Annotated in this window: 10 protein-coding genes; 6 read left to right on the plus strand and 4 right to left on the minus strand. The window is 72.2% G+C overall.

Going from position 1 to position 10,968, the window contains the following annotated elements:
* From G4D87_RS24905 to G4D87_RS24925, 5 genes are all read left to right on the plus strand, one after another.
* Positions 1-1,100 (plus strand): BMP family lipoprotein (locus tag G4D87_RS24905; RefSeq protein WP_163784710.1); only part of this gene is annotated, 1,100 nt, incomplete at its 5' end.
* Between the two features lie 65 nt (positions 1,101-1,165).
* A complete protein-coding gene (locus G4D87_RS24910; protein ID WP_240358573.1) occupies positions 1,166-2,623 on the plus strand; it encodes an ABC transporter ATP-binding protein in 1,458 nt (485 codons plus the stop codon).
* Positions 2,616-3,731: an ABC transporter permease gene (locus G4D87_RS24915; protein WP_163784711.1), complete on the plus strand. Its 1,116-nt coding sequence runs from the start codon at positions 2,616-2,618 to the stop codon at positions 3,729-3,731. The genes G4D87_RS24910 and G4D87_RS24915 overlap by 8 nt, the downstream gene beginning before the upstream one ends.
* Complete coding sequence (locus G4D87_RS24920) at positions 3,724-4,653, plus strand: ABC transporter permease (protein WP_163784712.1); 930 nt, start codon at positions 3,724-3,726, stop codon at positions 4,651-4,653. Before G4D87_RS24915 ends, G4D87_RS24920 begins: the two co-directional genes overlap by 8 nt.
* Positions 4,654-5,004: 351 nt before the next feature.
* The gene (locus G4D87_RS24925) at positions 5,005-6,162 is read left to right on the plus strand and encodes a sensor histidine kinase (protein WP_163784713.1); all 1,158 of its coding nucleotides are present in this window, start codon (positions 5,005-5,007) and stop codon (positions 6,160-6,162) included.
* Here the strand turns inward: G4D87_RS24925 and G4D87_RS24930 are convergent, their stop codons facing one another.
* The 4 genes from G4D87_RS24930 to deoC form a co-directional block, all read right to left on the minus strand.
* Positions 6,163-6,804, minus strand: a complete 642-nt coding sequence (locus G4D87_RS24930) for a hypothetical protein (protein ID WP_240358574.1) — start codon at positions 6,802-6,804, stop codon at positions 6,163-6,165.
* 65 nt (positions 6,805-6,869) lie between these two features.
* Positions 6,870-8,597: a phospho-sugar mutase gene (locus G4D87_RS24935; protein WP_163784715.1), complete on the minus strand. Its 1,728-nt coding sequence runs from the start codon at positions 8,595-8,597 to the stop codon at positions 6,870-6,872.
* A 65-nt stretch (positions 8,598-8,662) separates the two neighbouring features.
* Positions 8,663-9,055 carry a TraR/DksA C4-type zinc finger protein gene (locus G4D87_RS24940; protein ID WP_163784716.1) on the minus strand — a complete coding sequence of 131 codons (393 nt, stop codon included), beginning with the start codon at positions 9,053-9,055 and terminating at the stop codon, positions 8,663-8,665.
* Between the two features lie 15 nt (positions 9,056-9,070).
* Positions 9,071-9,892 (minus strand): deoxyribose-phosphate aldolase, encoded by an 822-nt coding sequence (gene deoC, locus G4D87_RS24945; RefSeq protein ID WP_163784717.1) that lies wholly within the window; start codon positions 9,890-9,892, stop codon positions 9,071-9,073.
* A gap of 113 nt (positions 9,893-10,005) precedes the next feature.
* Here deoC and G4D87_RS24950 point away from each other — a divergent pair.
* Positions 10,006-10,968 (plus strand): ComEC/Rec2 family competence protein (locus tag G4D87_RS24950; RefSeq protein WP_163784719.1); only part of this gene is annotated, 963 nt, incomplete at its 3' end.

The following is a 10,968-nucleotide window of genomic DNA, read 5'->3' on the forward strand; positions in this document are numbered from 1 at the left end:
CCCCCGCCGCCGGGAAGACGGAAAAGAAGGCCCTCCCCGTGGGGCTCGTCATCGACGTGGGCGGTCGCGGAGACCACTCCTTCAATGACGCGGCGCTTCGGGGCCTGGAGCTGTGGGCCGCCGGCAAGCGCTACGAGGGCGGAAAGTACGTGGACGCCACGCCCGCCGAGGTGCGCCAGTCCCTGCCGCCCCACCTGGCCGCGGACGCCGCCCGCTTCAAGACCCTGGCCATCCAGCCCATCGTCCTGCAGAGCAAGGCCCAGGAGGACTACGTCCCCAACCTCCAGCTCCTGGTGGACCAGGGCGCCCGGCTCACCGTGGGCAACGGCTACATGCTGGCCAACGCGGTGCGCACCTCCGCCCAGGAGAACCCGAAGTCCCAGTTCCTGCTCATCGACAGCCAGGTGCTGGACGCGCAGGGCAAGGCGATGAAGCTGCCCAACGTGCGCACCGTCCTCTTCAAGGAGCAGGAGGGCAGCTTCCTCGTGGGCGCGCTGGCCGGGCTGGTGACGAAGACGAACAAGGTGGGCTTCGTGGGCGGCATCGAGGTGCCCCTCATCCAGCGCTTCGAGGTGGGCTACCGCGCGGGCGTGAAGACGACCAACGCCCAGGCGGCCCAGGCGCTCATGTCCGTCTACACGGGCAGCTTCAACAACATGGCCGCCGGCAAGCAGGTGGCGCAGGACCTCATCTCCAAGGGCGCGGACGTCCTCTTCCACGCCGCGGGCGCGGACGGCATCGGCGTCATCCAGGCGGTGAAGGAGGCGCGCGCCGCGGGCAAGAGCGTGTACGCCATTGGCGTGGACTCCGACCAGTCCCACGTGGCGCCCGAGGCCATCCTCACGTCGATGATGAAGCACACCGACCTGGCCGTGTACCAGGCGGCGAAGGACCTGGTGGACGGCACGTTCTCCGCGGGCGAGCAGGTGCTCGGCCTCAAGGAGAACGGCGTGGGCATGGCCCAGGTGCGGGTGGACTTCCCCGGCAAGGCGGAGGCGCTCCAGAAGGTGGAGGCCCTGCGCCAGCGCATCGTCGCCGGGACGCTCCAAATCCCGGCCGTCCCGGCGGACCTCGCCTCCTTCCAGGCTGCCGCGCCCTGATTTCCCTCCGGAACATCCACAAGGCCTTCGGCACCTGCGTCTCGCTGGAGGACGCGTCGCTGGACGTGCACCGGGGCGAGCTGCTCGCCGTGGTGGGTGAGAATGGCGCGGGCAAGTCCAGCCTGATGAACGTCCTCTACGGGCTCTACCAGCCGGACGCGGGCGTGCTGTCGCTGGACGGTCAGCCCGTGCGCTTCAAGAGCCCTCGGGACGCGATTGCGCGGGGCATTGGCATGGTGCACCAGCACTTCATGCTCGTGCCCACGCTGTCGGTGGCGGAGAACGTGGTGCTGGGCCGCGAGCCCACCCGCCACGGACTGCTGGACCTGGAGCGCGCGGTGCGGGAGGTGTCCGCCACCTGCGCCCGCTTCGGCTTCCAGTTGGAGCCCCGGGCTCGCGTGGACACGCTCAGCGTGGGCTCGCAGCAGAAGGTCGAAATCGTCAAGGCGCTGCACCGCGGCGCCCAGGTGCTCATCCTGGACGAGCCCACCGCCGTCCTCACGCCGCAGGAGTCCGATGAGCTGGCCCGGGTCATGCGCGGGCTGGTCGCCCAGGGCCACACCGTGGTGCTCATCAGCCACAAGCTGAAGGAGGTGCTCGGCGTGGCGGACCGCATCGCCGTCATGCGCCGGGGCCGCTGCGTGGCGGAGGTCCGCGCCGCCGACACCACGGCCGAACAGCTCGCCGCGCTCATGGTGGGCGAAGGCCCGCGCGCGCCGGCCGCCGCCGCTCCCGCCTCGGCCGTGTCCCAGGCGCCCGGCGAGCCGCTGCTGGACGTGCGAGGGCTCCAGGCCACCGGCGACAATGGGCGCCCTGCCCTGCGCGGCGTGGACCTGGAGGTGCGCGCGGGAGAAATCGTCGGCATCGCGGGCGTGGACGGCAACGGGCAGCGGGAGCTGGCGGAGGTCCTCACCGGCCTGCGCTCGCTGACCTCCGGGAGCGGCACGCTGCTGGGAGGCCCCTTGGGCGGCCTCACGCCGGCCCAGGCGCGGACGCGCGGCGTGGGGCACATCCCGGAGGACCGGCACCACCGCGCGGTGGTGAAGGCGCTCAGCGTGGAGGAGAACGTGGCCCTGGGCCGGCACACGCGGCCGCCCTTCGCCAAGGGCCCGTGGATTGACTTCAAGGGCCGCCGCGAGCGCACGCGCGCGCTGACCGTGGCCTATGACGTGCGGCCGCCCGACCCGGAGGTCGCCCTGCGCGCCCTGTCCGGCGGCAACCAGCAGAAGGTGGTGGTGGCGCGCGAGCTGGATGCGCGGCCCCGGCTGCTGGTGGTGGTGCAGCCCACGCGCGGGCTGGACGTGGGCGCGGTGGCGCAGGTCCACGCGAAGCTGCGCGAAGCGCGCGACCAGGGCACGGGCGTGCTGCTGGTATCACTGGATTTGGAAGAGGTGCTGGCCCTGTCGGACCGCGTCTATGTCTTCTTCGAGGGCCGCGTGACGGGCCACTTCCCGCGTCACGCGTTCGACGAGCGCGAGCTGGGCCGGCGCATGCTGGGCACCCTGGAGCCGGGCCATGCCTGAGCGCGTGAGGCAATTGCTGCCGTCGGTGCTCTCCGTGCTGCTCGCGCTGGGCGTGTGCTGGGTGCTCATCGCGCTCACCCTGGAGCCGGGCACCGCGACGGACGCCTATCTGCAGATGCTGTGGGGCGGCATCGGCAACTGGCCCGCGTACCTGGACGGCGCGGCGGCCACCGTCATCACCCGCCCGCTGGGCGAGTCCGCGATGAAGGCCGCGCTCCTCACCCTCACCGGCCTGTCCGTGGCGGTGGCCTTCAAGGTCGGCCTGTTCAACATCGGCGCGCAGGGGCAGATGCTGCTGGGCGCGCTGGCCGCGGCCGTGGTGGGCGCCCAGGTGTCGCTGCCCGGCGCGCTGCACGTCCCGGCGGCCCTGCTGGGCGCGGCGCTCGCGGGCGCGGCGTGGGCGGGCATCGCCGGGCTCTTGCGCATCTACCGGGGCGTGCACGAGGTCATCTCCACCATCATGCTCAACTGGGTGGCGCTGAGCCTGGTGGACAACTGGCTGGTGGTGGGCCCGCTGCGCGGCGCGGCCGAAGGCGGCCAGTCCATCACCGGCACCGCCGAAATCCAGGCCACCGCGGTGCTGCCCCGGCTGCTGGGCGAAGGCTCGCGGCTCAACCTGGGCTTCCCGCTGGCGCTCGTCGCGGCGCTGGCGGTGTGGGTGTGGCTGACGCGCACGCGCTCCGGCTTCGAGACGCGCGCGGTGGGCCTGGGCGCCGAGGCCGCGCGCGCCGCGGGCATCCCCGTGGCCCGGCGCATGGGCCTGGCCATGGCGCTCGCGGGGGCCATGGCGGGGCTGGCGGGCGCGGTGCTGGTGCTGGGCACGGAGGGCCGCTACCCCGGAACGCTGGGCGCGCCCTACGGCTTCGACGGCATCGCCATCGCGCTCATCGGCAACAACCACCCGCTGGGCGCCACCGTGTCCGCGCTCTTCTTCGGCGTGCTGCGCGCGGGCGGAACGCGCATGCAGCTGCTCGGCGTGCACAAGAGCTTCCCCGAGCTCATCCAGGGCCTGGCGCTGCTCTTCGTCGCCGGGCGCATGGTGTGGCTGGCGGTGCTGCGCCGGCGGAGCGTGGCACCCGCGGCGTCGGCGGAGGTGCCCCGTGCTTGAGGTCATCCACTCGCTGCTGTTCTCCACCCTGGACGCGGCGCCGGCGCTCATCTTCGCCGCATTGGGCGCGGTGCTCTCCGAGCGCGCGGGCGTGATTGCCGTGGGCATGGAGGGGATGATGCGCGTGGGCGCCTTCTGCGCGGCGGTGGCGGCGCTGACGATGCCCACGCCCCTGGCCGTCGTCATGGGCATGCTCGCGGGCGCGGCCCTGGCCGGCGTGCATGGCTTCCTGAGCATCCGCTGGCGCTCCGACCAGGTGGTGTCCGGCATCGCCCTCAACCTGGTGGCCCTGGCCGGCGGCACCTTCCTGCTGGAGTCGCTCTACGGCCCCAACGGCACCCCGCCCATCCAGCAGCTCACCCGCTGGAACCTCCCCGGCCTGAGCGCCGTGCCGGTGCTGGGCGCGCTGTCCGGGCACTCGGCGCCCACGTACCTGGCGCTGCTCCTGCCCTTCGCCTTCCAGGGCCTGCTGACGCGCACGCCCCTGGGCCTGCGGCTGCGCGCGGTGGGCGACAAGCCCCAGGCCGTGGCCACCCTGGGCCTGTCGGTGTCGGCGCTGCGCTGGGGCGCGGTGCTGGGCAGCGGGCTCCTGGCGGGCCTGGGCGGCGCGGTGCTGTCCACCGCCGTGCTGGACCGCTTCGAGCAGCACACCCCCGCGGGCCTGGGCTTCATGGCCCTGGCCGCCATGGTGTTCGGCCGGTGGACGCCCGTGGGCGCCTTCCTCGCCGCCACCTTCTTCGCCTTCGGTAACGCGCTGCGCATCGGCCTGGTGTCGAGCGCCCCCGGCCTGGTCGAGCTGATCCCCCAGGGCGTCCTCCTGGCCCTGCCCTATCTGCTCACCTTGGGAGTGCTGACCCTCCAGGGCCAGCGCAGCAGCGCCCCCGCCGCGCTCGGAACACCCTACGAACAAGAGTCGCGCTGACACTTTGCGCGCAACGAGGTCATTCAATACCCGGGTTGAATTCGATTTCAGGTCAGAATGGACCCCTTCTTTCGTTGGCCGGATTCCAGTTGGGACAACTTTCTCCAGCGTCGCAACGATTCAACCCCCCGACGTTACAGGGCTGCCACCGTTGGAGGTGCAATGGGCGATTCCGACGCGCCGGGACGAAGCGCGGCATGAGCCTCGCATAGACACAGCGCGGTATCGGATCACGTACCGGACTGGACGCAGGCGCCCAGGGGGGAGCTCCATCCAGGGCGAGAGAGGTCCGTAGGACGGCCTGGAACACCCGGGTGAAGGCTCACCTGGTCACCATGTAGGGGTGGCGTGATGCTGGAGACGACGGAGACCGCGACGTATCGGCCCCGGGTGCTGGCCGTGAACGTGGCGTCGGGTGGCATGGAGCGGCTGTGCTCCATCCTCGCGCCGGCGGGCTATGACGTGCTGAGGGCCAGCGGACTGGCGGCGGCGGCTCATCAGTCCGCGGACCTGGTGCTGCTCGACGTGGAGCGCCCCGGCACGGACGGCCTCGCGACGTACCGGCGCCTCCAGGACGCGCTGGGAAGCCCGGCCCTCCCCGTGCTCATGCTGACGCCCAGCGCGGACCGGGAGACGCGCCGCGAGGTGCTCGAGGCGGGCGTGGATGACCTGCTCATCACCGAGCCCCTGGACCCGCTGGAGCTGAAGGTCCGCATCCACACGCTGCTGGAGCTCAAGGCGCACCGCGAGCGCGGTGGCCAGCGCGCCGAAGCGCTGCAGGACCCGCGCGTCCGCTGGGTGGAGATGGAGCGGCTGGCCCGCGTGGGCACGCTGGCCGCGGACGTGGCGCAGAACCTGGGCCGCGTGGGCGAAGGCCTCCAGCGGGCGCTGGAGCACGTGCGCATGCGCGCGTCGCAGGGCCTGCCGCCGGACGCCGACGAGCTCAAGAAGCTGGGCGTGGCGGGCGAGCAGATGCGCCTGCACGGCCAGCACCTGCTGTCGCTGGGCCCCACCAGCCCCAAGGACATCCAGCGCTTCGACCTGCGCGACCTCATCCCCGCGGTGGTGGAGCGGATGCGCGACGCCGGCCGCCTGGGCACCGCCGAGGTGAAGGTGCAGCTGCCGGACGAGGCCATCGCCGTCGTCTTCAACCGCCGCCAGCTGGAGCAGGTGGTGGTGGAGCTGCTGGCCAACGCGGTGGACGCGGTGGAGGACGTGACGGACCGCCCGCGTCGCATCCACGTGGGCGTGGAGCTGCCGGACATCTTCGGGGACTTCGGCCCGCGCCTGTACGTGAAGGACACGGGCATCGGCATCTTCGAGGACGAGCTGCAGGCCGTCTTCGAGCCCTACTACACGACGAAGGCCCCCGAGAAGGGCGCTGGGCTGGGCCTCACCGTCGCGCGCACCCTGGTGGAAGCCATGGGCGGCGCGGTGGCGGTGAAGAGCCGCGTCAACCTGGGCAGCACCTTCACGGTGGAGCTGCCCGAGCAGACGTCGTCCTGGTAGCTAGAAGCGGTAGGCGACGCCGAAGAGCGCCTCCAGCGTGAACTCGGTGTCGTCGATGTCCGGGATGACGGCGGGCCCCAGCCGGACGTTGAAGGTGACGCCCAGCTGGCGGTTGACGAAGTACTCCAGGCCGCCGCCCACGAGGATGGGGAACACCGGGCCGATTCCCTCGCCGAAGTAGACGTGGAAGGGGATGTCCAGGCCCAGGTTCACCATGACGGCGCTGCCGGCGGGGATGCCCACCACCAGCCCCACGGGCAGCGCCAGGCCCACGTCGGTGTCGCGGCGGTTGAAGTAGAAGAACGGGCCCGGCTGGAAGGTGAGCGCCAGGGAGAAGTTGCGCTCCTGGACGAGCTGCAGCCGCATCCAGGCCTGGAGCTTGATGCCCGGGTCCGTGTAGCGGACCCAGCCCTCGCGGCCCCAGTTGAAGCTGAACTTGCCGCCGATGTCGAAGCGCTCCGAGCCACCGTGCAGCAGGCCCAGGGAGATGCCGGGCCAGCCAAGCTGGCCATGGAACGCGGTGTTGCCCCGTCCCAGCGTTTCACCGGCGAGGACGGACCACCCCTGACCGCGCTGCGCCAGCGCGGTGGCGGGGAGGGCCAGGAAACAAGCGAGGAGGACTCCGGGGAGCAGTCGCTTCACACGGTACCTTTCTGCGAAGGCCGCCCGCGGGGGCGAGCGGTGGGTGTGGTGCTGCGTCACAAGACTCACGCTGGCTGCCCGCGCTCACGCGCGAGGCCGAGGAAAGCGGCGATGAAGCGGGCCAGCCGGGACTCGGCGCGCGCGCGGGCCTGAGCCAGGGGCTCGCCGTCGGCGAGCGTCTCCTTCAGCTCGAAGTAGTATTTGATTTTCGGCTCGGTGCCGGAAGGACGCAGCGTGACACGGCCGCCGCTCTCCAGCTCGAGCGCGACCACGTTGGACGGCGGCAGGCCCCGCTCGCCCTTCTTGTAGTCGCTCACGGCGCGGACGGCGTCACCGCCGATGTCCTTCGGCGGCGAGGAACGGAACGCGTCCATGATGCCGCGGATGATTTGCGCGCCCGCCGCGCCGGGGAACGTGAAGTTGCGCTGCGCGCCCACGTACAGGCCATGCGCGCGCTGAATCTCCTCCAGGTAGCCCAGCACCGTGGTGCCGCGCGCCTGGCACCACGCCGCCAGGTCCGCCATGACGAGCGCCGAGCCCACGCCGTCCTTGTCGCGCGTCACCGTCCCCACGGTGTAGCCCAGCGCCTCCTCGTAACCGAAGACGAAGCGGGTGCCCTCGGCCTGCTCGCGCTCCAGCGCGCGGTTGGCGATCCACTTGAAGCCGGTGAGCACCTCGTCACACGCGGCGCCCAGCGAACGCGCGATGTCCCCCAGCTGCGCCGAGGAGACGATGGTGGTGACGACGTGCGGCGTGCCCTGCTTCGGCCCCTGGGTGAGGACGTAGTGGCCCAGCAGCACGCCCACCTCATTGCCCGTCAAGAGCCGCAGCGCTCCGTCCGCGTCGCGCGCCATGACGGCCAGCCGGTCCGCGTCCGGGTCATTGGCCAGCACCACGTCCGCCTTCACGCGCTCGGCGGTGGCGGTGGCCAGGTCCATGGCGCCCGGCTCCTCCGGGTTGGGGAAGCGCACGGTGGGGAAGCGGCCATCCGGCTGCTGCTGCTCGGCCACGGGGGTGACGCGCGGGAAGCCCGCCTCGCGCAAGGCGCGCACGGCCCAGTCGCCGCCCACGCCGTGCATGGCGGTGTAGACGATGGACAGCGACTCGGAGCCCTTGCCCACCACGCGCAGCCCCAGGATGGCGCGCACGTAGGCGTCGCCGATGGCCGCGGGCAAGTCCCGCCACAGGCCCCTGGCGCGCGCCTCCGCCGGCGTCAGCAGCGGCACGCGGTTGGCGGGCTCCACCCGGGCGATGGCGGAGGCGATGCCCGTGTCGTGCGGCGGGATGATCTGCGCGCCGTTGCCCCAATAGACTTTGTAGCCGTTGTACTCGGGCGGGTTGTGGCTGGCCGTCACCATGACGGCCGCGGCGGCGTCGAGGTGCAGCGCGGCGAAGGCCACCAGCGGCGTGGGCACCGGCTCCGGGAAGACGTGGGCGGGGATGCCCTCGGCGGCCAGCACCGCGGCGGTGTCCTCGGCCAGCTCCACGCTCAGGTTGCGCGCGTCGCGGCCCACCACCACGCCCCGGGTGGCGACGTCCGGCACCTGTTCCTTGAGGTAGCGCGCCAGGCCCGCGGTGGTGCGGCGGATGACGGCGCGGTTCATCCGGTTGGGACCGGCGCCCAGCACGCCGCGCAGGCCCGCGGTGCCGAACTCCAGGTCCTGCGAGAAGCGGTCCTCCAGCTCCGCCCAGTCCGCCTTCGCGAGCAGCGCCGCCAGCTCCGCCGCGGTGGACGGGTCCGGGTCCGCCTGACGCCACGCCTCCGCCCGCTCCTTCAGTCCGGTGGTGTCCATGAGCCCTCGAAGCCTCGTCTAGCCGTTGAGGGCGCGCGACGCACACTGGCTCGCACGCCGGTTGTTCAGGTGTAATCGGTCAGCTTGCTGCGGGTGGCGCGGCCCTTGGGGCCGTCCTTGTTGCCCTGGCACGTCACGCAGAACTCCGCGTAGGGCATGGCGCGCAGCCGGCCGAGCGGAATCTCGTCGCCGCAGTCCTCGCACTCGCCGTAGCCGTCCGGGTCCTCGCGCAGCTTGCCCAGCGCCTTGAGCACGCGGGCCAGCACGCCGTCCATGTTCCGGTTCCGGTTGGAGGCGATGGCCTGCATCATCTCGTTGAGCGGCTGCTCGTCCTCGTCGCCGCCGATGCGCGCGTCATCGGTGCGGTTCGGCTCGATTCTCGACGGCGTCTTCTCCGTCAGCTCCGAGTGGAGCGCGAGCAGCAGCGCCATGAGTTCCTCTCGCTGTTTCGCGTTCACGGTGTCCGCCCCGGGTCAGTACTTCGCGGTGGAGGTCTGCCCGGAGACGATGGCCACCGACGCGGACGCGCCCAGGCGGTTGGCCCCCGCGCGCAGCATCTTCAGCGCGTCCTCGGCGGAGCGGATGCCGCCCGACGCCTTCACGCCCACCGTGTCCCCCACCACCCGGCGCATCAGCGCCACGTCCGCCTCGGTGGCCCCGCCCGGACCGAAGCCCGTGGACGTCTTCACGAAGGCGGCGCCCGCGGCCTTGGAGAGCGAGCAGGCGATGACCTTCTCCTCGTCCGTCAGCAGGGCCGTCTCCAGGATGACCTTCACCGGCACGGGCCGGCTGGCCTCCACCACGGCGGCGATGTCCTGGTGCACCAGCGCGTAGTCGTGCGCCTTGAGCGCGCCCACGTTCAGCACCATGTCGATTTCCCGCGCCCCGGCGCGGATGGACTCCCGGGCCTCGAAGGCCTTCGCGGACGGCAGCGAGGCGCCCAGCGGAAACCCCACCACGGCGATGGGCAGCGTGGACGTGCCGGCCAGCACCCGCGCCGCGGTGGCCACGTGCGTGCTGTTCACGCAGACGGTGGCGAAGCCGTACTGGCGGGCCTCCTCGGCCACCTTCACCACGTCCTCGGCGCGAGCCTCGGGCTTGAGCAGCGTGTGGTCGATGTACGGCGCCAGGTCCGCGTGGGAGCGCACCGTGTCCAGGTCCACCCGGGCGGTGGACGGCCCCGACGCGGGAGCGCTGGCCCCGGGCGTCTGCCCCTCCTTCCACGCCTCGAGCCGGCGGCGCGCCTGGCTGGCAATGTCCTCGACGAAATGGAAGAGGTCTTCGGAGTCGGACATGCCCGGCCCCTTAGCCCACTTCCAGGCCCCCGGGAAGCGCTCGCGGGAGAAGCGCGCCCGCGCCGCCCCCTGGGTGTCAGCGGGGGGAGCGGAGCGGTAGAGTCGGCCTCGTGATGTCCTTTGTCCGGTGGCTCGCACTCCTCGTCCTCCTCCTCGCCTCGACCCCGGGCCAGGCCCTGGCCCAAGCTGCCGGCCAGCCACTCACGGTCCATTTCTTCGACGTGGGCCAGGGGGACGCCGCGCTCATCATCTCCCCCACCGGCAAGACGGTGCTCATCGACAGCGGCCCACCCGACGCGCGGCACCGCCTGGAGCAGCGGCTGCGTGAGCTGGTGAAGGCACCGCTGGACCTCGCCATCCTCACGCACCCCCACCTGGACCACCTGGGCGGCATGTCCTCCGCGCTGCGCTCGGTGGGGGCGCGCCGCTTCATGGACCCGGGCTTCGACCACCCGAGCGAGGCGTACCGCGACCTGCTCAACGTCGTGGGTGACGAGGTGGGCCAGGTGATGACGCCCGTGCCCAACCCGCAGGACCCGCGCTCGCTGGTCACCATTGGACTGGGAGATGGCGCGGCGCTCACCGTGCTGTGGCCGCGCGTGCCGGAGGACCCCTTCCTCACGGGCACGCGCTCGGACCCGAACTCCAACTCCATCGTCGCCAAGCTGACCTACGGCAAGACGGCGTTCCTCTTCACCGGCGACGCCGAGCCGGACACCGAGGCCACGCTGCTGCGCAAGCCCATCGACCTCACCGCCACCGTGCTGAAGGTGGCCCACCACGGCGGTCGGCACTCGTCCACCGCGGGCTTCCTGGCCGCGGTGAAGCCCCGGGCCGCCGTCATCTCCGTGGGCGCGAAGAACGACTACGGCCACCCCACCCCGGCGGTGCTGGAGCGCCTGCGCGCGGTGAAGGCCACCGTGTTCCGCACCGACCAGGACGGCGAGGTGGTGGCGATCAGCGACGGCAACGTCGTCTCCCTGCACGCGGAGAAACGCGGCGGGGCCTCGGAGCTGGTTCCCGGAGGCGTGAAGGCCGGCCCGGTGGCGCTGGGCCCCATCACCCGGGGAACGCGC

Origin of the sequence: Myxococcus vastator (assembly GCF_010894475.1) — a bacterium.
GTDB lineage: Bacteria > Myxococcota > Myxococcia > Myxococcales > Myxococcaceae > Myxococcus > Myxococcus vastator.